26 protein-coding genes and 1 tRNA gene are annotated in these 20,318 nt (G+C 52.9%); 8 read left to right on the top strand and 19 right to left on the bottom strand.

Features of this window, described 5'->3' with window-relative positions:
* Positions 1 to 121: 121 nt before the first annotated feature.
* Positions 122 to 1,081: a site-specific integrase gene (locus DPRO_RS18190; protein ID WP_097013353.1), complete on the bottom strand. Its 960-nt coding sequence runs from the start codon at positions 1,079 to 1,081 to the stop codon at positions 122 to 124.
* A gap of 316 nt (positions 1,082 to 1,397) precedes the next feature.
* Here DPRO_RS18190 and DPRO_RS18185 point away from each other — a divergent pair, with 316 nt between their 5' ends.
* The 3 genes from DPRO_RS18185 (at position 1,398) to DPRO_RS18175 (ending at position 3,109) form a co-directional block, all read left to right on the top strand.
* Positions 1,398 to 1,583 carry a hypothetical protein gene (locus tag DPRO_RS18185; protein ID WP_097013352.1) on the top strand — a complete coding sequence of 62 codons (186 nt, stop codon included), beginning with the start codon at positions 1,398 to 1,400 and terminating at the stop codon, positions 1,581 to 1,583.
* A 315-nt stretch (positions 1,584 to 1,898) separates the two neighbouring features.
* Positions 1,899 to 2,387 (top strand): helix-turn-helix domain-containing protein, encoded by a 489-nt coding sequence (locus DPRO_RS18180; protein ID WP_097013351.1) that lies wholly within the window; start codon positions 1,899 to 1,901, stop codon positions 2,385 to 2,387.
* Positions 2,384 to 3,109 carry a DNA-methyltransferase gene (locus DPRO_RS18175; RefSeq protein WP_097013350.1) on the top strand — a complete coding sequence of 242 codons (726 nt, stop codon included), beginning with the start codon at positions 2,384 to 2,386 and terminating at the stop codon, positions 3,107 to 3,109. The genes DPRO_RS18180 and DPRO_RS18175 overlap by 4 nt, the downstream gene beginning before the upstream one ends.
* Before the next feature lie 110 nt (positions 3,110 to 3,219).
* Here DPRO_RS18175 and tnpB read toward each other — a convergent pair whose 3' ends face one another.
* Positions 3,220 to 3,444, bottom strand: coding sequence for a transposase (tnpB, locus tag DPRO_RS20580; protein ID WP_232005645.1), 225 nt, complete (start codon positions 3,442 to 3,444; stop codon positions 3,220 to 3,222).
* Positions 3,445 to 3,453: 9 nt separating this feature from the next.
* Here tnpB and DPRO_RS20575 point away from each other — a divergent pair, with 9 nt between their 5' ends.
* From DPRO_RS20575 to DPRO_RS18160, 3 genes are all read left to right on the top strand, one after another.
* Positions 3,454 to 3,651 (top strand): gamma-glutamylcyclotransferase, encoded by a 198-nt coding sequence (locus DPRO_RS20575; protein WP_232005644.1) that lies wholly within the window; start codon positions 3,454 to 3,456, stop codon positions 3,649 to 3,651.
* 156 nt (positions 3,652 to 3,807) lie between these two features.
* Positions 3,808 to 4,011, top strand: a complete 204-nt coding sequence (locus tag DPRO_RS18165; RefSeq protein WP_097013348.1) for a helix-turn-helix domain-containing protein — start codon at positions 3,808 to 3,810, stop codon at positions 4,009 to 4,011.
* The gene (locus DPRO_RS18160) at positions 3,998 to 5,026 is read left to right on the top strand and encodes a DNA cytosine methyltransferase (RefSeq protein WP_097013347.1); all 1,029 of its coding nucleotides are present in this window, start codon (positions 3,998 to 4,000) and stop codon (positions 5,024 to 5,026) included. Before DPRO_RS18165 ends, DPRO_RS18160 begins: the two co-directional genes overlap by 14 nt.
* A gap of 89 nt (positions 5,027 to 5,115) precedes the next feature.
* Here DPRO_RS18160 and DPRO_RS18155 read toward each other — a convergent pair whose 3' ends face one another.
* Positions 5,116 to 6,183 carry an IS5 family transposase gene (locus DPRO_RS18155; protein WP_097010253.1) on the bottom strand — a complete coding sequence of 356 codons (1,068 nt, stop codon included), beginning with the start codon at positions 6,181 to 6,183 and terminating at the stop codon, positions 5,116 to 5,118.
* A 27-nt stretch (positions 6,184 to 6,210) separates the two neighbouring features.
* Between DPRO_RS18155 and DPRO_RS18150 the strand changes: the two genes are divergently transcribed.
* On the top strand, positions 6,211 to 7,149 hold the full coding sequence (locus tag DPRO_RS18150) for a KAP family P-loop NTPase fold protein (protein ID WP_097013346.1): 939 nt from the start codon (positions 6,211 to 6,213) through the stop codon (positions 7,147 to 7,149).
* Positions 7,150 to 7,302: 153 nt separating this feature from the next.
* Here DPRO_RS18150 and DPRO_RS18145 read toward each other — a convergent pair.
* The 6 genes from DPRO_RS18145 to DPRO_RS18120 all read right to left on the bottom strand — a co-directional run bounded on the left by DPRO_RS18145 (position 7,303) and on the right by DPRO_RS18120 (position 13,054).
* Positions 7,303 to 7,379, bottom strand: a tRNA-Arg gene (locus DPRO_RS18145).
* Positions 7,380 to 7,560: 181 nt separating this feature from the next.
* Entirely contained in the window at positions 7,561 to 7,869 is a 309-nt protein-coding gene (locus tag DPRO_RS18140) for a hypothetical protein (RefSeq protein WP_097013345.1), read from the bottom strand.
* Between the two features lies 1 nt (position 7,870).
* Positions 7,871 to 9,067 (bottom strand): hypothetical protein, encoded by a 1,197-nt coding sequence (locus DPRO_RS18135; protein ID WP_097013344.1) that lies wholly within the window; start codon positions 9,065 to 9,067, stop codon positions 7,871 to 7,873.
* A gap of 48 nt (positions 9,068 to 9,115) precedes the next feature.
* Positions 9,116 to 11,011, bottom strand: a complete 1,896-nt coding sequence (locus DPRO_RS18130; RefSeq protein WP_097013343.1) for a hypothetical protein — start codon at positions 11,009 to 11,011, stop codon at positions 9,116 to 9,118.
* The gene (locus DPRO_RS18125; protein ID WP_097013342.1) at positions 11,011 to 12,186 is read right to left on the bottom strand and encodes a hypothetical protein; all 1,176 of its coding nucleotides are present in this window, start codon (positions 12,184 to 12,186) and stop codon (positions 11,011 to 11,013) included. The genes DPRO_RS18130 and DPRO_RS18125 overlap by 1 nt, the downstream gene beginning before the upstream one ends.
* Positions 12,187 to 12,196: 10 nt before the next feature.
* Positions 12,197 to 13,054, bottom strand: a complete 858-nt coding sequence (locus tag DPRO_RS18120; protein ID WP_097013341.1) for a hypothetical protein — start codon at positions 13,052 to 13,054, stop codon at positions 12,197 to 12,199.
* A gap of 115 nt (positions 13,055 to 13,169) precedes the next feature.
* Here DPRO_RS18120 and DPRO_RS20215 point away from each other — a divergent pair, with 115 nt between their 5' ends.
* A complete protein-coding gene (locus DPRO_RS20215; protein WP_157917562.1) occupies positions 13,170 to 13,346 on the top strand; it encodes a hypothetical protein in 177 nt (58 codons plus the stop codon).
* Here DPRO_RS20215 and DPRO_RS18115 read toward each other — a convergent pair.
* From DPRO_RS18115 to DPRO_RS18080, 10 genes are all read right to left on the bottom strand, one after another.
* Positions 13,343 to 14,308, bottom strand: a complete 966-nt coding sequence (locus tag DPRO_RS18115; RefSeq protein ID WP_097013340.1) for a hypothetical protein — start codon at positions 14,306 to 14,308, stop codon at positions 13,343 to 13,345. The genes DPRO_RS20215 and DPRO_RS18115 overlap by 4 nt on opposite strands.
* 3 nt (positions 14,309 to 14,311) lie before the next feature.
* Positions 14,312 to 15,841: a hypothetical protein gene (locus tag DPRO_RS18110; protein ID WP_157917561.1), complete on the bottom strand. Its 1,530-nt coding sequence runs from the start codon at positions 15,839 to 15,841 to the stop codon at positions 14,312 to 14,314.
* Between the two features lie 26 nt (positions 15,842 to 15,867).
* Positions 15,868 to 16,491 (bottom strand): phage adaptor protein, encoded by a 624-nt coding sequence (locus DPRO_RS18105; protein ID WP_097013338.1) that lies wholly within the window; start codon positions 16,489 to 16,491, stop codon positions 15,868 to 15,870.
* Positions 16,478 to 16,951 (bottom strand): hypothetical protein, encoded by a 474-nt coding sequence (locus DPRO_RS20210; protein WP_162291197.1) that lies wholly within the window; start codon positions 16,949 to 16,951, stop codon positions 16,478 to 16,480. The genes DPRO_RS18105 and DPRO_RS20210 overlap by 14 nt, the downstream gene beginning before the upstream one ends.
* 1 nt (position 16,952) lies before the next feature.
* A complete protein-coding gene (locus tag DPRO_RS18100; RefSeq protein ID WP_097013337.1) occupies positions 16,953 to 17,261 on the bottom strand; it encodes a hypothetical protein in 309 nt (102 codons plus the stop codon).
* An 81-nt stretch (positions 17,262 to 17,342) separates the two neighbouring features.
* The gene (locus tag DPRO_RS18095) at positions 17,343 to 18,287 is read right to left on the bottom strand and encodes an SU10 major capsid protein (protein WP_097013336.1); all 945 of its coding nucleotides are present in this window, start codon (positions 18,285 to 18,287) and stop codon (positions 17,343 to 17,345) included.
* 52 nt (positions 18,288 to 18,339) lie between these two features.
* A complete protein-coding gene (locus tag DPRO_RS18090; RefSeq protein WP_097013335.1) occupies positions 18,340 to 19,359 on the bottom strand; it encodes a hypothetical protein in 1,020 nt (339 codons plus the stop codon).
* Positions 19,360 to 19,599: 240 nt separating this feature from the next.
* Positions 19,600 to 19,758, bottom strand: coding sequence for a hypothetical protein (locus tag DPRO_RS20205; protein ID WP_157917559.1), 159 nt, complete (start codon positions 19,756 to 19,758; stop codon positions 19,600 to 19,602).
* 3 nt (positions 19,759 to 19,761) lie between these two features.
* Complete coding sequence (locus DPRO_RS18085) at positions 19,762 to 20,049, bottom strand: hypothetical protein (protein ID WP_097013334.1); 288 nt, start codon at positions 20,047 to 20,049, stop codon at positions 19,762 to 19,764.
* A gap of 2 nt (positions 20,050 to 20,051) precedes the next feature.
* On the bottom strand, positions 20,052 to 20,267 hold the full coding sequence (locus DPRO_RS18080) for a hypothetical protein (RefSeq protein WP_097013333.1): 216 nt from the start codon (positions 20,265 to 20,267) through the stop codon (positions 20,052 to 20,054).
* Positions 20,268 to 20,318: the final 51 nt, after the last annotated feature.

The following is a 20,318-nucleotide window of genomic DNA, read 5'->3' as shown; positions in this document are numbered from 1 at the left end:
CCTCCTATTTTCTTTTTCCTTTCCTCGCGCAGTTGTAACCGAGTACAGTTTTAGCCACACTCCAGCGCGAGCAAGGCCTCACGCCCGAAAGGAAACCCCGCCTGAAATGGCGGGGCTTTATCTAAAGGGAACTGCCAAGATAGGCGTTAGATATGTCGCGGCGACCAGGGGAATGCCCTGCCGCTTCCTCGATGGCGTCTCGCGCTTCGTTGTCGAGCCGGGGCCATTCGTCCCCGGCCGTTGTCTGGGCTGCCTCCTGGAACGCCTGCACACTCTCGTGCTGGTTGGGCGGCTCAAAGCCTGCGTGATTCACATACATTTGATGAAACCTTTCGTGCCGAAGGCCGTGCAGGGTTCCTCCGGCATTCTTGCCCGCAAGGCCGTGTTTCCTGGCCGCATAGTCCAGCCGGTGCAGCCAGTTGTCGCCCATGCCCACGGGCATGAGGTTGTAGATCCCCTTCCTGTTGGAGGGGGACACGTATTCCTCAGCCCGCTCAAGAGCCGCCTCCTGTTGCGGGGACAGACCATGCAGAGTCCGAGGCCTGCCGCCCTTTGTCCCGTACTGAACGAGAAGGCTATGGTTTTCCCGGTCCCAATCATTGGGCAGGTCAACTTTGGCCGACTCTTCCCTTCGCAGCCCGAGCTCATACATCAGCTCGATCTGAACCGCCGCCCGACCCGCTTGCGGATACGACGCGTCGTTCCGCATGCGGGTCAGGGTGTCTTGGAAGGCTTCCGGGCTGATCGCGCGGGACGTTGCATTAGCGATGGACCCGCGCTTGACCCCGAAGGTCGAGTTGCTTTTGCTTATGCGGTCGTTTTCGTAAGCGCGGCAGATGTGGCGCGCGGCGCTGAAGACTTCGGCAATCCTGCCGTCGCCCAAGCCATCCGCACGCATGGCGTCCGCCACGCGCTGGAAATGTTTGTTGGTCACCTTGGTCCACTTTTGGGCTCCCATGTTCATCTGGCGCAAGACCTTGACGAAATGGTGGGCCGACTGGCGGATTCGGTGTTGTTTAGATTTCGGTCCGGACAAGGTTGCCCGGTTGATTCCGTACTTGAGGCTGTCGGACTTTCCCATTGGAATTCTCCTTCCGTTAAAGGTTCGGGGCAGCGCCCCGGGGCCAAGCAGATCTGACTTTTCCCGTTATCCTGGAAAGATCTGCCTGTGGCGGAAACCCGCCACGCATCACCGGTCAGGGGTAGAATGAATGCCCGATTCCCATTCGGAAGAAGGTTCCGGAAAAACCAGTCAATAAAGGGTGATGCCCCGCAAGCGCGTATGTCTTGCGGATTGGATGGCATCCATAGGGGAAGTGCGGCAATGACAGACGTAGATATCTGTCATTCAACCTGTGGCGGGTGCTGCGTTACAGCCTGCGTGTTAGGATTTGGAAATGGCCGTTTGTTTGGAAAACGGCGCGCGGATCGTTGAAGCACAAGGCTTCTTCATGCGTCATCAGTTCGGACTTCGTCACGAACTTATGACGCGCGTCAATGCGTTTCACCTCCTTCTGGTGACCGATTTATCCGGTGGATATGCCCCACGATATGACGTCGCTCAACCCTTGCGCAAGCTCTAGCGGGACGATTTTTTCACCTCCCGCCGATTTTTCCGCGAGCGTGACGCAAGCAGCCGCCGGAGCAAGGCCAAGCCCTTCGGGCGTCCGTCTTCGCCGGACGGCCTTGCCCCGGCGGCTTTGCTTGCGTCGTCATCCACGCAGGCGACGGCGAGAGGGATGGCGGTTTCGACTCCGGCTCAAGGGATATCCCCGGTCTTTGCTCTCGCATCCACCCCGCAACAAGCAACAAACCCCTTGCTACTGGGTATTAACTTGTTTATTAATTTGATTAACCATCTAGTTACTTAATTCTGTTAACAAGGTAGTTGATTAACTATGACCAAAAATCACGTCGTTGACCTCACCCCTGTGAAAACCCCGGAACAATTGCTGAAGGAAGAAGTCGGGCTTTACCTGAAGATTGTCCGGGAGACTCAGGGCAAGCCTTTGCGGTGGGTGGCCCAGAAGCTGGGGGTCTCCAACTCGTTCATATCCCAGATCGAGAAGGGGCACGCTCCGATTCCACTGGATCGGGTGCTGGACTTCTCCCTTGCCTACGACCTCCCTATACCGGAGTTTACCCGTATCGTTCTCGTCACCATGCACAAAGACACGTATAGGGCTCTGATGAGCATACTGGAGAATGACCCGGAAATGACCAAAACCGCCAACCTTTGTCACACAACTGCAAAACCGGAAAAGCGAGCCAAGCGGCGCAAAGCTCTTAATCCGGGACTGAGTTCAAAGTCTCTTAATCGAATGCGACAATACATCTTGGAGAACCAGAAGCCAACATATGGGAAACCAATGGCAGGTGACTCGTGATCGATTTGCGGAAACTAGAGCATCTGGGGGTAACCTCGTCGTCCGAGGATGGCGACATCCACAATAATGACGCATTCTTTTTTTTGGAGAATTGTCCTGCACACCGCTACGAGGCCATAATCACGGACCCACCATACGAGATCGGTATTGCTGGCAAGGACTGGGATTGCAAAAAGCTACGGATCGACGTTCTGGCTTACCAATTCCATCGCGTTCTGAAGCCTAGCGGCAATGTCTTTGTCTTCTGCTCGGACTTCCAATTCGGAGACTGGTACCGGGAGCTATCTCGCTATTTTACCAAACTACGCAAATTTGCTTGGTGCAAAACTGATTCGGTCGGGTTCAACAAGGGTATGTTTCAGGAGAGCTTCGAACTCGGACTGCATGTGTGCTCAGAAGATTCATACTTCGGCACGGAAAAACGCAAAAATTATGTGGTCTCCGGAAAAACATCAGGGAAAGAACGGCTAATGCCTGACCCCGACGAAAAGTGGTCAACCAAGAAGGGCGAAAAATCACTTCACCCCACACAAAAATCACTGGAGGTAATCGAAAGTCTGGTTACCTCATTGAGCAAAGAAGGCGACACAATCTTTGATCCCTTCTCCGGAACCGGGACACTTGGGGTCGCAGCCAAAACATTGGGCAGGAGATTCGAGATGGTCGAGTACGGCTTCCGATACCACATTGCAGCTTGGGATAGGATTCTAGGGAAAGAGTAGAACCACGTCCTAACAAGGCAGATCAATATTCAAGGCGAAGATTCACTGCCCGATTCAACTTCATTCGAAAGTGTTCAACGTCGAATATCTCAGTTTCGATGCCCGCGAGCCTAGAGAAGGTCAAGACCTTCAGACAACAAGTTCAGTTCCCGTGCACCATATTCCATGACTTCGGCCTCGGAATCCGACGAAGTGAAGCGTTGTTTTCCCAGCCGTTTATGCCTGAAGCAGAACCCGTTACGGTCCCAGCAAAGAATATTGATGATGCCTGCAGGCAACAGGATACCGGCACGCTGCACTTCGGCCGACTGGCCGGTGACTGGGATCTGATCCATGGGGAGCTGGTGACCTTCACCGATTCGCAGCGCGACTTGCCACCCATCGACCGGCTGGAAGGATTTCGCCCCGACGGGCAAAGCATGCACCATCAGGTGATGGTGGCGGTGCTGTGCGGACGCACCCCGATTACTGCCTGGACCTACTGGATGCCATGCCCGCCTTATGCGGAAAGATTCGCCAGCGGCGAGTGGTTACGTCCGTGAGCAGACCTTTGCGGCTTTATCCTGACGAAATCGTTTGACAATCGGCCTCTGCCAAAATATATTAAAGGACGTATTAATTTGGGGAAGCTTCGCCCTGCATCCCCGTTGCCGCCTCTGGCGTGGCAAAAAACCAATCGCCCTTGAGGAGCTGGAGATATGGCCGAAATAGAAGACCGCTGGTTATCAGTGGACGAGATAGGCAAGTACATCGGTGTCAGCAGTGACACCATTTACCGCTGGATCGACAAGCATGCGATGCCCGCCCACCGCATGGGCCGTCTTTGGAAGTTCAAGAAAGATGAAGTCGACGAGTGGGTGATGGCTGGAGGTGCGGCGGATAAAGCAAATGGAAACAGTTGATTTACATGAACAGGAACCAGTGATGCTTATAGAAATGGAAAAAAGCCCTCCAATGACTCGACCAAAGAAAGAAGCGCATTCGGCTGTGCGAGAAAGATCTGTGGTCTCTTTTTTTTGTGGATGCGGAGGCCTGGATCTGGGGTTTCTCGGAGGCTTTTCGTACAAGGGAACCAAGGTGCCCAAGCTTCCATTTAAACTGCTCGCTGCTTATGACCATGACGACAGGTGTATTCAGACGTACGTCCAGAACATTTCCGATCACGCCGAAGTACGGGATCTATCTAACTACAACCCGAACGAAGTCCCTGCCGCCGATGTTTTGATAGGGGGGTTCCCTTGTCAGGATTTTGCCACGTGCGGCCCACGTCATGGATTGAAATCCACCCGAGGCAGGCTGTATCAAACACTGATTCAGTATATGGAAGTTCACAGACCCCTTGTCGTCATTGGTGAAAATGTTCCGGGTCTCGCCAATATGAAACAAGGAGATGTGCTAAACACGATAAAACAGGATATATCTTCGGTCGGGTACAGGGTCGAGGTTTGGACTCTTTTTGCTCCCGATTATGGTGTTCCTCAAAGGAGAACAAGACTTTTCATTGTCGCTGTCAGAGACGATTTGCAGGGGTACCCAGTCATGCCTAAGAGGACTCACGCTGAGGAGCACTACAGGACGACTCGCTGGGCGATAGAAGACCTTGAGGAGATAACGGACGATTCGATACCAAACCAGTCACAATATTTCAGAGCGTCAAGAGCAAAAAAAGGAAATGGGCAGGGAGACGAGACCACACCAGCCGATTCTCCTTCATACACGATCAGAGCGAACGCAAAGTCCCGTGTGCAGTTTCACTACTCTCTTGAAAGACGGTTGACTGTCCGCGAATGTGCGCGGTTACAGACGTTTCCCGACACTTTTTATTTTCCCCATTCGGCAACTTCTAACATCATGCAAATTGAGACCTCTGCGCATCCCCTTTTCGCGTCCGTGCCTTGCGCTCCGCACCCAATTTGATGTTCTGACCGCACCCCAGCTTGGGCTCATTCCCGGCCTTTTCCTGCCATTTCTGGCCGAAATGCCGGATTTTGGACGCACCTCTCCCTTCAGGCTCGCGCCAGTCGAACAGCTTTTTTCAAATTGAACGCCATGGCGAGGATGTGGAACTCTCCCTCCACCTTCTCACGACCCACGTATCGGGACCGAAAGAATGCGTAGCCACGTTTGAGTGTGCCGAAGGCCCGCTCGACTATTTGCCGAATGCTGCTGATGTCACGGTTGCGGGTCTTTTCGAAGTCTGTCAGCCTGCCGCCACGAGGCGTCTTGTCCATGGTTCCGTCCTCCAAATCGCGATCAAACAGAATGTCCCGGTTCTTCCCGCTGCAATAGCCCTTGTCCGCATAAACCCGTGCGCCGGGATCAAGGCCGACGCCATTCACGAGCCGCTCGAATTCGCCCGTGTCCGAATGGTTCGCGGGAGTGATGTGACCACAGAGCAGAAACCCGTCTCGACTGTCCGTCGCGGCATGGAGCTTGTAGCCGTAATAGGCCCGATTTCTCTTGCGGAGCCAGGCCGCCTCCTCGTCATCCGAATAGCTGACCCGGCAGTCCACCGGCCCATCCTGTTCTTCGGCGTCCTCGGAACGGTCCTCAGGCATCACGTCGATAACCTTGCGCGGCCGCCGCTGCGACTCGACTACCGAGGCGTCCACCACGGCTCCCTCACGGACAAGAAGCCCTTGTCCTTCAAGCTGGCGGTTAAGCATGTCGAGCAAGGAGTCCAGCACCTTCAGGCGGATCAAACCGTTACGGAAACGGCATATGGTGGTCTCGTCCGGCACGTCGTCCTCGATGGAAAAACCGGTAAATCTGACAAAGGAGAGCCGGTCGAGCAGCGCCTGCTCCACGCCCGGATCACTCAGGTTGTACCAACGCTGCAAGAGCAGAATCTTGAACATCGCCAGAGGCGGATAGGCGGGATTGCCCACGGCGTTGGCCTTGCGCCTGATCTTCTTGCACAGAAAGGCGTTGATGGGCTGCCAGTCGATGAGTTCGTTGATCTCATCCAGAAATGTGGTCTTGGTTCTGCGGTGCCCCAGGAAGTAATCACCCAACCGAGGTCCTTTCTGCCGAATAGCCATGCCTTCCTCCTTTGGATGGAGAAATAATAGCATAATAAATCAAATAGTTAAAGAGTAAAAGTGTGGGATTTGCCGTGCAGAGGTCTCAAAGAACTTGCAGAAGCGTGTGGTGCAGATGATTACGCTGAAGAAATCTCAGAAGCGGTAACCGGGATCGTCACCAAACAAATTGAAGAATACAGCGAAAGAAAAAGCTCGACAGAAAACTTCACATCAGCCTTAGAGCAATTTGTTGAGAAAAACACGAAAGGGAAAGGTCCTTTGATCATCTTCGTCGATGAACTTGATCGCTGTCGTCCAAACTATGCGGTCGAGTTGCTGGAACGGATCAAACACCTTTTTGACGTTGAGAACATCGTCTTTGTTTTGTCAGTCGATCTAAGGCAGCTTAAATATGCTGTTGAATCAATATATGGTTCTGGTCTAGAATCTGAAGGATATTTGAGACGGTTTTTTGATATTGTAATCGACCTACCTGAACTTTCTAAAAAAGACTATTGTAGCAACCTGTGTGAAGCATACGGGCTAGAAGAGAATACAATCACGCCTCTGCTGTCCTCCTTTAATGAAATCTATCCCATTTCTCTCAGGCAAATAGACAGAGTTTTTACTCTTTTAAAGATTCAAGTAGGAACGACAAAATGGAATAATGATTATCTCATCAACCTGTATAGCTATACCATTTTAAAAGTTCTTGATGATGATAAATACAACCTTTTCAGTAAAAACAAAATGGCAGATGATACCTTTAAATCATTTGTGAAAGAACTTCATAAAAAACACCCATACTGCGCAGCAGCCATGATGTCATATATGGTGGAAACCATGGCAACAACGCATAGAATTAATCGTCGCGAAGAGTACGATCTAATAACAAAAGACAAGTTCTGGGAACAGGCTTTCAATCAATACGGACAGTTAGGAGATACCACATTAACTGCCCTATTCAATCGATTAGACTTTACTGCCGATCACGCAAGAACGGGGTTTGATTATTGAGAAGCGCCAATTAATCACAAAACTAGAAACCCCTTACCTCAAACCAAGCCGGAAAACTACAATGCCAGCCCACGGATTGCCATTTCAGGTTGGCAGCAAGCCAAAAAACACGAAAAGGGGCAGCTGAAATAACAGCTGCCCCTAAAATTGCATTGGTGCCCCCAGTGCGATTCGAACACACGGCACCAGGATTAGGAATCCTGTGCTCTATCCACCTGAGCTATGGGGGCAACCTTTGAGAAGCCTTGATATACGGGCCTTTAACTAAGGTCAAGGCTAAAAGGCAATCTACCAAAAACTACCAAAAAAAACCCGTATGGGACGCCTAAAACGTCCCTTTTGCGTCCCAAATCCGTCCCGTATTTTTACTGCCGCACGCCGAAACATTTTATAACCGGTACTGTCAGCAGCCTACAAAGGCTTAGGGTACAACTCCTTAATAGCTTTCACATCGGCAAGCAGTGCGTTCAGCTTTTCCATTCGCGGAGGGTCTTCAGCCGCTTCGATATGGGCTTCAAGTTGCTGAGGGATAGGCCATTTCTCAAGGATAGCCGCTTCGCGCTGTTCGACGTAGGAAGGGGCAGGGGCCGGTCCCCATGTTCCGTCAGCTTGAGCTACATAGTCGGGAGAGGGACGTTGCGCTGTCATCTCAACCCAACCTTCGCCGGGGTATTGACCGCCGATCCTCTGCTCATTTGTACCTATTTTCCCATATACCATATTAATAACTCCTTTTTACAACAATTCTACATTTTCCAGTTGTCAGTGTTGTTCCGTCTTCAGTAGCTACTGATATGAAATTTCGGGCTGTTTTGATATAGATAAACTTATTATCAATAGTTCTCACCCGTGTTCCGAAGAAAGAAGCAGAACTTTCGGCGTGATCATCGAATGTACGGACCCATTTTGATATAGTGGGACTATAAATTTCCGCTACCGCTTCGACTGGGCCGGGGTATGTTTTTGTTTCGGCATATTCGGTATTGGCAACAACGTCAGTGCCACCGTTCACCGGCAAACGAACCTGTGTGCCGAGGGAGTAGCTAGTGACATCAGTTACGTTGCTAGCCAGGACATTAGCTTCGCCAATGTACACCCGCCTGATAGGTATGTCGGATGAATTTACCATAACCAATGTTGCCGGATTATAAAGGTCTGAACCGAGGTCAATCCTATCAAAACCCACATTTTGAGGGATTGCTGAAAAGTTGAAGCCAGTAAAAAGACCATTGGCGTCTAAGTCTGCATAGATATAATATGTTCCGTCCAGTTGAGCACTAAGGTCTACAGTGCCGCTTACAGATAACAACTCTGAAAGATTTACATTACCCTGGTAAGCATAGGCTACCTGGAGTCCTGTTTGAACCGTGACTATACCTCCAAAGAAAGTTAGCGATTCAGTCGGGACATCCATACCAAATGCGCTCCACCCTGTCGGACGAGTTCCCATGTTGGCTTGCACTATGGATTGCGGGGCGTGTGGAATATTGACATCAATACCTGTAAGGTTCCCGCCATCAAGGGCTGGCAGCACTCCACCTGGGGCTATAACGGTGTCAGCGTCGTAGCCTTGCACCGTAACGCCAATATCCGCGTCCTTCAAAATGGTGCTATCAGCCGCCTCCACAGCCGTCCCAATCACAAGCCCCATCGTGGCGCGTGCGGCAGCCGCGTCTGCGTCATCGAGCAACGTCTTTGCAAACGCGCTGATACCAAGGTTGGTTTGAGCGGTTGAAGTGTTGGCAAGCCCTGCGAGGTTGTCGGCCTTTTTCATGTCACCCTTGGCCGCTATATCCGCATTGGCTGCGCTGATCACATCATCAATGGCTGTGCTGTTTTTCAACACTGCCGCCATTTCGCTGTCACCGTTAGGGACCGATGGGTCCGGCACGGTTGCGCTGTTACGTACAATTGTCATATTTTCGCCATCCTTGGCTTTGTCGGCTGACTTCCTGTCTGCCGGTGGTTATCTTTTAATTGGGGCGTCAAAGTTATCCAGATATGCGTCGATCTCGTCTTTTATCTCGGGATTCATTTTGGCAATGATGGGGAGCTTGGCGAGTTGTGCGGTTGTGCTGATCTGTCGCCCAGGAGCGGAGACAGCCTTGCCAGACTGAGCCAACCATTTCACAAAGTCGGGATTGGTCAGTAATTTTGCCATGCGGTAGTCTGCTCCAATCCTTGCACCCTGGACAGCGGCACCAACAGCGGCACCCTTTGCCATCGCGGGGATACTGCCACCAAAACCTCCACCAGCGCCGCCTAGTAGCGCCCCTTGACCAATAGGCTTCCACAACTCGCGCCACACGCGAAGATTATCAGTGTTTGAATGGTTAGCAGCTTTTTCGAGGTTCTTCATGTACTCGGCAACCTTGAGCAAGTCTTGATAGCCAGCCGTAGGCTTGCCGCCGCGCATAAAGAGGAAGTTGCGTGATTCGGGGGATAGTTTGTTGATGTTGGTCAGGAACGTATTGAACGAGAAGGCATCACCGGTTGCGTTTTGTGCGCCTGGGTTAGCCTTGCCCATCTGCTGCAACACTGTTGCGCGGATATTCGCCTGCTGCTTTTCTGGGAGTAGCTGGAAGATACGGCGCAGTTTGTCAGAGTCGCCGCCAGCCTTGTTGACAATGGCCTTGTAGGTGTCGCTTGAATTTGCTTTTCTGATGAGTTCATCAAGGGTCCCCTGCCAACCTGGGTCACCTACCAGCTTGTCGCCCTTGAACTTGCTATAGAAAGAGTTTGCTTTGTTCATAGCTTCGGCTGCTTCGGGGCCAACGGCAGACGTTACGTTGTCCAAATCTTTGCGGAGAGCCTTAAAAAGCATCTTATATTTGCCGTCAAGGATGTCAGCATTAGGCTTGCTGTAAACAGAGCCGAGAAGTGATTTCAGGTTCTTCATGGTGCGGGCATTAAGCTCCCCGGTTTCGCCCATAGATTTTTTAATCCCTGCAATGATCTTGTTCACTCCACCGACCAGCGGCTTTGTTGCCGGGTCTGCAAGCTCAGCCTCCAAGGAGGCAACAATCTCACGGGTATTCGGGGCAGACACCATCATATCGTCTGGGATAAGCTGTTCTGCTCTTTTGAACAATTCGTCGGCTTGCCGCTTGAGCGCTTCTTTTTTTGCACTCGCTGCGGTCTTGACGTCAGCACCAAGGACACTTGGTGTCTGAGGCTGCCCAAAGGCGCGAGCTATTTTGTCTGCAACGATACTGCCCTGTTCCATGTTGTGGGCATCATTTGCGCCCATCACTCCACCACCACCGGGAGTTTTGCGGATGGACTGTGACCAAGTATGCATGTTCTGGTTATCGGTCACCATGCCAGCATCAGGCTTAAAGCCGTGCCTCTCAAACATGGCAACGTCATCGGCGGCAGACGGAGCGACCTTCCCAACATGTCGAGCTATGCGCGACTTAATAGGGGCAACCGCACCTTTTACAGCCTTTGCGACATACGGCTTCGCCATGTCAATGCCAGCAGGCACAGCCATGCCCATACCTGTGTCAACAGCGGCAGAGTTCATATAATCGCGGATGTCTTTGTCTTGGTCTTTGCCTTGCACATGACGGCGGTAAGTGTCCCATGCGAGTCCCCCGATAGCATCGCCCATGCCCATGGCAAGAAACTCATCACCAGGAACGGGAGAGGCCGCGCCAATCAGCCCACCGATAGTTCCGCCCACCCCCTGAGAGATAACACGGCCCCAATCAGTTGCACCCCTTTCAGACCCCATGATGCTGCCGTTCTCGTTCAAATAGCGGTCAGCGGCGTGGTAGTCCTTGATATATTGCTTGATTTTGTCTTCAGCCACCCCGGCCTGAACCATGCGGGAGACGTTAGACTTGAGAGCGTTGTCCATTATTGGCCTCCCATGGCCTCTTTGATAAGACGGTCAGCCTCGGCATCAGGGTCAAAGGTCCCTATCCGCCGCGTTGCCGCCCCCGGCTTATTCATTGTTTTTTCCATCAAGTGAGTGAATGTTTTGTCATTGGCATCTGTGGCAGAGCGACGAACAACGTCTGCATACAGGTTGCGTACATCCATCAAGTTTTGGGTTAGCAGCTCATCCGAAGTCTCGGGGTTAAGGTTACCCAAAGCCCTTGCCAAAGCTTCAAGCTGAGATTGAGGGACCTGACCAAGCCCTGCGCCCGAAGCTTTGATTTCAAGCAGCCGGTTAATGGCGATGGTGTCTTTAATTGATTGCAATGTTCCCATAAAATCACCTGTTCCGGTTCCGGCCACCAAGTATCGACCGACACCGGAGTCTGCAAGCATACGCCCGCGAGGCCCAGCAACGGAGCTGCCTTGAACCCTCTTTCCGCTTTCGGGGTCGATCCCAAGGCTTCCAAGGACATAATCAAGCTCTCGGACTGCAATAGCAGCCGCCGTGCCACCAGTGCGAGCGCGAGTAGTTTTTTCGCTTTCAGTCTTACCGCCGGGGAGAGCCACAACGCGCATACCGTTCTCGGCGGTGGGGTCAGAAATGACGGCTGTGTGATTGGTTTTATCCACACTAAGGATTTCCCCGGCCTTGTTGCCAGTGTTCACATCAACCTTGACAGCCGAAGACGGAGTAATTTCCTTCTGGATAGCCGCCTCAACTTGGGCGCGGCGCGGGTCACCTTCGGGGAGTATGCCTAGATAGGCTTGGAGCTTTTCAATCTTTGTAGATGGTTCCCTCTTTGCGGGCGTCATAGCCTCTCGCGCCTTCCACGCCATTGAAGTACTGGGCATATTCACAAGCCCTTGCCCCTGACCGCTTGGCGCAAATGGTCCCTGCATACCGATGGTTGAGAGCAACTGAGGATTAGCGGCCAGCTTCACGTCTGCCGCCTGCTGATTTTGCTGCCGATTAAATTGATTTTGTTGCATTTCAAATTGCTTGCGCGTCATATCGTCAAGCATCCCTTGCCGCTCTTGCTGCCCTTCCCACATCTGCCGCTTGAGGTTGCGATCCTGCGCAGCGTTGAACGCCTGCAAGCCTGAATTGAGGCCATAGGCGAGGGCGAGTCCGTTATTATCTAAAAATCCCATATGTCACCGCCTACCAAGAGAAGAGGCTACCGAGATCATCAGCTATGCCGCCGAAAGACCAACCGTCATCGCCGCCGTATGAACCAAGCAATCCGCCACCAATGCCGCCGATTGCAGAACCCCATGCAGACGTTCCAGCAGCCTTTGCCTGCAAGTTGGCTGCTTCAAGCGCGGCCTGATTTGCGGCTGATTGATTTGCGATAGGAGCAGAACCACCGGCAAGGGCCATGTAGTCAGCGAACGGCTGACGGTGCTGCTGATAGCCCCAGGCGAATTGGTCTTGATTATAGGCGTCCTTGCGTGCGGCTTCACTGTTTGCAAAGTCGATTGCGTTTTGCGCCTGACCGTAATCCCACGCGAATTGATTCGCATTCTGGGCCTGTTTACGTTCGGCCTCAGTGAGTCCTGTTTTCCATGCGTTCAGGTTCTGCGCGTCCCTGCGGTCCAAGTCCTGACCGTAAAGATTGAGAGCCGCTGTATCCGCTCCGAGCAGTCCGGCTTGCAAGCCCTGACCAGCCTTGACAAGCGTGTCGTCGTTCATTCCGTAGCCGCGAGAGCCGAAAAGCCCGTTGCCAGAGAACCGCTGATCAATATCACGGAGACTCTGATCATATGCCTGATAAACAGGCTGGCGCATGTCCTGCTTGAACTGGTCCCAGTCCTGCGCAATGCCGCCGACCTTTTCGTATGGGTTGGCGTTCTGTGCGAACTCAACGCCGTAGTCCATTTGCGCCGGACCCTGACGGTCCGTGTATTCAGGATAAGGGGTCTGATAACCGTCTTCGTTGTTCTTGAGCCAGTCCTGCGCCTTGTTCAGGCCATACTTGACGTTGTTTTCACCGACTGTGCCGTATGCCGTATTTGCCATTGTTCACCATCCTTGGTGATTGTCCCGCCGCTTCCATGCGTTGGGGTTGACACGATATAAAATACTTATTTGAATATGTGTGAGGTTGTGTTATAAAAAGGTCAGGAGAAGACCCATGAAGAAGCTTATTGTTATGATTTGTCTGGTTGGCTTGCTGTTCGGTTGTGCCGCGAAGCAACAACAAACGGCAGAGGCTGAGAAGGAGGAAGAAAAGGCCACTCAGCAGGAGAAGAAGAAGGACAATTCAACCCTGAAGACTATCGACAGCATTCTAGGGATACTGTCTATTTAGACAGTCCACCACGGTCTACTTCCACCGCTTGACTCACTATTTTTGAGTCCTTCGGTTTTGTTGGTATGCCCTGCATAATTCAAATTGGCACCTTTGTTCATGAGTCCAGCCATTTGGCGCATTTGTGCACCCATTGGTACCCCCAGAGCCTTTGCCCCCATAGAAATGGCACCTGATCCACTTGGCGTTGTTGGCCCGTAATTTTCAGCGACAGTACCTACTACGTTTTTCCCAATCATCCCAGCAACAGGACTGCGAGTGAGTTCAGCGAGTTTTGCCCCAATGTGAGGCGCGACAGTCACGCCCATGAAGCCTAACGGCGAATAGCCCATTGGGTTGTCTGGGTCCACAGTCCCAAGGCCGTCCCTTGTTTCGCTCATGGTCTGAACATCATCAGCGCCAGCCCCCCACCCGAAGGCCTGCCCCATGAAACCGCCGCCATGGTGCGTGTCGCGCATTTCCTGCGTGTCAATGCCCACAGCGTCGAGTTCGCCAAGCAAGCCGGATTCAAGGTTGTTCATGGCCTCGGCCTTTAAGCCCCACCCCATGTCACTGTTCACGATACTTTTGTACGTGTTGAAATCAGCGGCCTTTCGAGCCGCCGCCATGTCGCGTATGTTTTTCTGCAAATTCTGGCGATACTGGTTATGGAACGGGCTAGACTTGTTGCTCATGGTCATAGCCTTCCACGCCTCATTCAGGTTCCCACCACTACGCATGGTGTTCAGGAACCCAAGTTGACCCCCTACGCCGGTAGTCATCATGCCACGGCCAGAGAGGGAAGGCATCCCAACTTGCACAGTTCTCCCTGTTATCGGGTCAACTCCCCAAGCTGTGTTATTGTGGTGGGAAGAAGAATAATCCCTATCCCCACTAGAGTCATATCCACCACCGTGGCTTCCACCAGCACCGCCGCCGACATCAGAACCACCATACTTGCCGCCGCCACCTAAACTAGGCATAATCTACTCTCCAAGAGGACCGGCAATCTCTGCCGTTATCTGTTCAATTTCGTATCGTGCGCCGTCACCGTACCATTCTATTTGCAGTCCACAGTCTCGGATGCCGCCATGGATGGTCTGTTGCGTTGGCTCTGCACCGCCTGCGCCGAGCAAGCCGGTTGCGAGGCCGAGAAGACCCGTAGCGAGGCCGAGAAGGTTGCGCCCGTCTTCAACGGGGAAGCCGTCACACAACTGTACCTGTGTTGCTTCATTGTTTTTGACGGCTCTCAAGTAAACCGTGCCTGACCGTATAGGCGTCATGGCGAGTGTGGTTCGCTTGAGAACCATGTCGTAACCGTTGGCTGTAACCTTTTTGGTTCTGCCGTAGCTTTGAATTGGCTTTGGGTCCACTCCCGGCTCAACCTCGTCGGCACCAATGTTTTCATTCATGCGGTAGAGGTTGCCGTCTGCTGTTCCCATGTAGATATTATTGTCAATGGTACAGGCACTGTTGATAATGGCACCAGACATGCGCCACGGACAAAATGCGTTGTTTCGGGGGAAATAGAGGTAGGGCTGGGTATAGCTCTGCAAAAGGAGCATGAACGCGCCAATGGTCGGCAAAAAAGTTATCTCTTGCACCACGGCGTTGAACAGGTTGAACGCTTTGTTGATGCGCTTGCCGAAGTGGGCATCGACGTTGACCTCATCATAGCCGTCTGTTGCGGCTACTGCCCTCATGCCCGTATCGTCAAAATAGAATGTGCGGCCAAAAGCGTTCAACATCCCATGCGCGTTCTGTGCAGCGGAGCTGCTGTCTGTTGGCTCTGAAACATACCAAGATAAAGTGTCAGCACCCGGCATGATCAATCGTCTGATCTGCCCCACGCCCTGCCTGTCGTCTTTTTTGCTGACAAGTACATCCTTGCCGCCGGGACCGACACAAAATGCGTTGACGGGCACACCATCGCCGAATCCGACAGCAACTTCACGGTGTCCACTGCCAGACTGCCAATCCTTGTCGGCAAAGTTAGGAGCAGACAGGTAAATATAATCCACTACATCACCCGAGTTGCCGATCAACACCCCACGCGCTTCGGCAAGGGCGGTGCATTTGCTTGGCGAGTTGGCGATAAGTCCCGTTGTCGTGCCGTCCCAATAACGGATTGAAGGACCACCATCAGCGATCAAAAGCAGACCGTTATAAACCACGGCTTGCGGTTTGGTTGTTGAGTCAGACAAAAAACCTATTTCAGTCCATGCCGGGGTTGAACTCTCAAGGATTGCCTTGCTCATGGCGTAAATTTTGCCACCTGAAAAAGCCACAAGGTATAAGGTCGTGCCGTTGTAGTACGGAGTCAGTCCAAGAATGGGCGTAGTCAGTTTGTTAACGGCATCAGTCACACACTCAAAGCCGGGGCGTACTGTCCACCGGCTCGACTGCTTCGGGTAATACCCGTTCATACTCCGTGAAAGCTCAGTCGATTTCAGGTCAATAGGCGCGTTGCCGTAATTCACCCCCTGGGTTGGCGTGAACACTTGCGGCCTGAGCATTGAATGCTTGCTGGACGGTACGGGCATTAGAGCCACCCCACGCTGTCATCAGCAACGGTGCCAAGTGTGCCGTATGTCTCAAACACACGGTTTTCGAGGTCGCGCATAAGCGTCTGGTCTGCTGACCAGTTGGCACCATCGACATTCGATGCGAGGATAGACATGTACCACGCCATGATGGAGTCACACTTGCCGCCCCATGGGGTTTCGTCTGTGCTCATGGTCGTTGCGGTCCAGCTGCCGGTGTCGTTCTTTGTGTAGTAGTACAGGTACAGGTCTTCCGCGCTCCTCGGCGTTCCCTTGAAATAAGCGTTGGTGCCGCGAATAATCCAGTGCGAAAGCTCACCCGCTGAAATAATGCGCTCCCAGTTGTCGGAGTTGCATTTAATGAGTTCGGTGCTTGTCGCCGGTCGATACAGTCCGTTGTCCGTGAGGAAGTCGGCGGGCAAGGGAAGATAGTCCTGATCGGCCACAGTCGTGAGCGTGGCGCGTTCCTTGGCAAACTCGATGTCGAACTTCGCCAAAACAAGTTCGACGCGCTCTACGGCCTCCTGCGCCATTGCGACCATATCCGCATCTTCCCAACGGGATTTTGCGGCATCGTTCAGCTTAAGCCGAGTACGATCAATCAAATTACTAACAAATGTCATTAAGCCACTCCTTGGTAGGTGGGCCGAAAAGGTCGAGGGTGTTGCCTGAGAGGGAACGAACAGCCGGGGAGAGTTCCCGGTAAAGACGCTGAAATGATGGGAAAAATAAATCTTTGTAGGGACCGGAGAGGGGGACGCCAGCTAAAACAATCTTGTGATATCCCCACTTGAGGAGAGCCGCATAAATCGCCGGGACAGCGGAGCCTCCACCACTAACTCTTATGGGCAGTTTCACGTGGTTCACACTTGGATATTTATGGTGTGACCACACTTCGACATGAGAACCATTTGGGACCCATTGCCGCACCTCATCAGCATGAAAAGAAAAGAGGTAGCGATAAGCCAAGGGGTAATTGAGGCAAGCCCTGTTGAGACCACAAGCGTCGAAGTCAACGCCCATTGCCAACCATGTGGCAAGGTCTGCTTTCGTGTTGGGGCTATCTCCAACGATTAAAAGCACGTCACTTGACAATGATCCGGCCAGAACGCCCGGTGTCGATAGCGCGGACGGTGCGGTATTGAGGGTGCAGAATGAGCCACTTCTCACGGTCAGACGTTTTGAAAAGGTCGTACCCCTGCTTCTTGGCTTCCTGAATGGTCACCATGTCAATGGATGCAACCTTGCGCCCCAAACCTTGCCCCATTGGAGCAGCAGCAGACATGCGCCGCGCCTCGTTCTCCATGAGAATGGGCGTGACGTCCTGCGAGTGGGTGAAGGTCATCTCGTCGGTCTTTTCGTTGTAATCAAAGCCAGTGGAAATATCGAACATGAATTATCCTTGAGAAAGGGGCGGAGAGCCGGGACAAAGGAGGAGAAAACCCAGCCCCCCGCCGTGGAGGGATGTTAGGGGTTAGGCTACGGCAGAGTTGTAGATTTTGCCCATCTTGGCGTTAGCCTTCTCGGAGCGACACTCCAGGGTGTACTCAGTGGAGATGAGAACCTTCTGGCTCATGCCTGTACGGGCAAGCTTTTCGGTCTTCACCTTGCCGAGGCTGGCGAGCTTCCACATGTCCGTCTGGAGGAAGAACATGGAGTCGTACAGCTTGGAGGTGTCGGTGTCCTGTGCGATGAGGCGATGCGGGATGATGGCCACGGAACCGAAGTCTCCTTCGTAGAAGTCAACAACGGCCACGACCTTTTTCGACTTGGCGGCAATGTCCTTGGTCAGGGTGTTGTACCCGTCGAAGTTGGAAATGGTGCGCTTGACCTTCGGGGGAGCAAGTACGCGATCCAGTTCGCCGCCTTCGGACCATGCGGCCTGCATGGCGTCATTGAACAGGGTTTCGGTCAGCGCGTTGGTGACGGCGTAGGAAGCAAAGGATTCATCATTGGTGGAGATGAAACCCTTGATACCCTTGGCCTGACGGGCAGTGAGGGCACCACCGGCGGCAGATGTTGCGTTGTTGACCAGACCGTATTCCATATCCAGGGCCAGTTCTTTGAGCTTCTTGGCGGTCTGGTAGGCGACTTCGGACTTGCGACCATATTTCTTCACTCGCTCGGAGGTGTCAGAAATACGGAACTGCTTGGCCGAAATCTGGGTGTAGTTGTTGTCCAGGATGGGCGGGCTGATGGCGGCGGACTCAAGGTCTGCACCTTCAACCTGTGCGTTGTTGGAAGGAGCCGCGAGAGAATCAACGGGCCACTGGTGAAGGGTCGATTCAGCCTTGGTCTTGCCGATAGCAGACATGAAAGGCGTGGAGTCGGGCGAGATATTGGTGATGACGTCGAGAATGTCGTCTTTCATCGTCGCGGAATAGTTTGCTGTATAAGTGGTGCTGGTAACTTCAGGCATGATTGTACGTCCTGTAATTACCCGCTAACGTCCTGTCGGCGGGGTAATGTGTTTATGCGAGGTGGTCGAGCAGGCCGCTGTTGAACAGGTAGCCGCCGATTTCCTCTAATCCTCCATTGCGGAGGGCCTCAGACTTCATGCGCTTGTTTGCTTTACGCTGCGCTATTTCTTGGGGTTCAGACTGCGGGCCGGATGCCTCAAGGATGGGGGCGCGCTCCTGCGTCTTGACCGGCTGCGGTTTCTGCACGCCCTGTTCAGGGGCAGCCTTGGCCGCAAGTTGTGCCTTGTAGTGAGCGAACATTTCGCCGTAGGCTTGCGGATTACTGTCAAGGTGCTGGTACATCGGGCGACCGATGGACTCGGGGAGGCTCTTGACATGCTCGATGATTGCGCTTTGCACTTCCTCGTACTGAGGGTCTGCCGCAAAATGAGCCTTGGCCTGTTCCATTTGCACCTGGCGCTGGAACTGTGTCATCTGCTGAGCCTGTTCCTCAAAACGGGGGGAAAGCTCCTTGATGGCCTCTTGCTTGGCCTCCCACTTGAGTTCTTCAACGGGGTCGTCGAAGTGTGGCTTTTCAACCTCTTGAGGCTGGCCCGGCTGAACCGGACGGTATCCTTTCAAAACGTGTTCGGCGTAATTGGGGTCCATCTGCATTTGACGGTACAGACCTTCCATAGCGGCGAGTCGGTTACGTTCCTGCGCCAATTCCTGTTGGGTCTGTGTGATCTGCGTCTGGGCACCCTTGCCGACACGCACAATCGCCTCTTGCTGCTGACGGGGTAAGGCCGCAAAATCTGCGCGCTCTTGCTCGTTCAAAAACGAGGGAGCGTGGATAGGTTCGGCCTTTGGTCCTTCCTGTGGTGAGTCCTGCTCCGGTTCCTCAACCGGCTTTTCCTCTACAGGGGCCGGGTCAGGGTCGGGCTGCGGTTCGCCCTCTTCGGAGAGGTCCATCAGTCCATCGGTGATTGCTTCAAGCTGTTCATCCATGCTCTTCGGCTCGGATTCAGCGACTTCAACTTCGGGAGTTTCCTCGACTGGCGAGACTCCACCTTCAATGATTTTGGGGTCCACGGTGTCCTCCTGACTCTAGGCAACGTCCTGTTGCCCGTGGATATGTTCGACATTCTCGAATTGAGAATTGGTCGGTTACTAAGATAATTGTACGGGAGTGAGCGCGGCTGGCTGCAATGTCACTTGCCGCATTAGCGTTCCGGGGGTGGGGGATGGTCCAGGGGCTGCGCCAACGGCAACAGCGCCAATGTCGCCGCCATCATCGGCAGCGGATCGTCCCAAAAACCACTTGCTACTGCGTTAATCGTCGCCATCAAAAACCCCGTACTTTTTCACCCAACGGATTTTTCTTTTTGCTGCACGTTCGATACGTTCGTCATCCCAGTCCGGATGATCTGCTCTCAGGCGCTCCTTGAATTTGGCAAGGGAAACCTTAAAAAAGCGATTTGACCCAGACATGACCTAATCCCAAGAGCGAACAGTGACCGAGTAACTGATCCCGTCGAATAATGAGGGCGTGAAGGTCATGGAACCAAAGGAGCCGACCACAGACTGAGGCGTTGGCGCGGTCATACTTATGGCGACGCCGAGGCTCTGATCATTCTCGTCTGTCACAGCCAGAGTCCCCGCCGTGGGTGAGCCTGTAACCGTGACTTGAATCTGATGGTTGGTGAGTTCAGGGTTGAGGCCAAATGTTACAGGGGTTCCACTTGAGACGCCGCTTGACTTTGTTTCTTTGAACTGGCCCATGCTTATTTCCCCTTGAGCTTTTCAAGCTGTTTCTTGAGTTTGCCTTCACGCATCTTACAGGCGCGGAGTTCTCCGGATAGAGACTCATTCTCGGCTTTGAGTTTGTCGAGTTCACCAGAGTCAACGCCACGCTTTTCAAGTTCGGCAACCTGTGCCAAAGCCTCGTCGCGCTGCTTTCTCACTTTGCGGAGTTTGTTTCTCCATCCAAGCTGATTCATATCAATCCACCTTCACCGGGCTGCTCGTCTTCAAGTTCGCCGTTGAGATAG

The organism is Pseudodesulfovibrio profundus (assembly GCF_900217235.1).
GTDB classification, from domain to species: domain Bacteria; phylum Desulfobacterota; class Desulfovibrionia; order Desulfovibrionales; family Desulfovibrionaceae; genus Pseudodesulfovibrio; species Pseudodesulfovibrio profundus.
Note: the sequence above shows the minus strand (reverse complement) of the source record. Positions and strands in the feature narration are given on the sequence as shown.